Annotated in this window: 2 pseudogenes; one reads left to right on the top strand and one right to left on the bottom strand. The window is 32.2% G+C overall.

Features of this window, described 5'->3' with window-relative positions:
* Nucleotides 1–293, top strand: a pseudogene (locus AC1DTM_RS31100) (VOC family protein); the annotation flags it as partial.
* Between the two features lie 147 nt (nt 294–440).
* Here AC1DTM_RS31100 and AC1DTM_RS31095 read toward each other — a convergent pair.
* Nucleotides 441–552 (bottom strand): annotated as a pseudogene (locus AC1DTM_RS31095) (S-layer homology domain-containing protein); the annotation flags it as partial.

Raw genomic sequence — 552 nt, 5'->3', positions numbered from 1 at the left:
GATTATGGGAAGTACATACGAATGAAGATTTTGAGACGAAACACTTCGCTTTTCGTGTAGATTTAGAGTTTTTAAAGATTTCTAAATTGTGGTTAGAGAATCGTGAAATAGAGGTGGTAGGAAGTCAGGGTAAAGGAAATCAAGAGCCAATTGTCCAAAGGTGGATGCCAGCTGCAAGCGTATATTTTCTGGATTGTGATGGAAATAAATTAGAGTTTATTTCTATGTTATATGATGATCCAGATGAATTAGAATATGCAACGTATTTAAGTGAATGGAATGCGGAGCACTAAGAAAAATAAAGTGAAACTTTAATCAGTAGGAGTTTTACAGCTTTGTATTATGTTAAATAGATAGGAACAAAATAAAATCCCTCAAGAAAAGGCACGTTCTTGAAGGATTTTTTTATGCTTTATATATTTTATATTGTTTGTAACGTATTAATTATATTCACTTTTAGATATCTCAGCGCGTTGAATAAAACCGTCAGAGAAGCTGAAATAAAGAGAATAGCTTCCTCGATTATATATATAACCTACACTAGTCATATCC

The sequence above is a fragment of the Bacillus sp. P4_D3 genome, assembly GCF_056401855.1.
The sequence above is the reverse complement of the archived record's forward strand: the minus strand, read 5'-3'. Positions and strand labels throughout refer to the sequence as shown.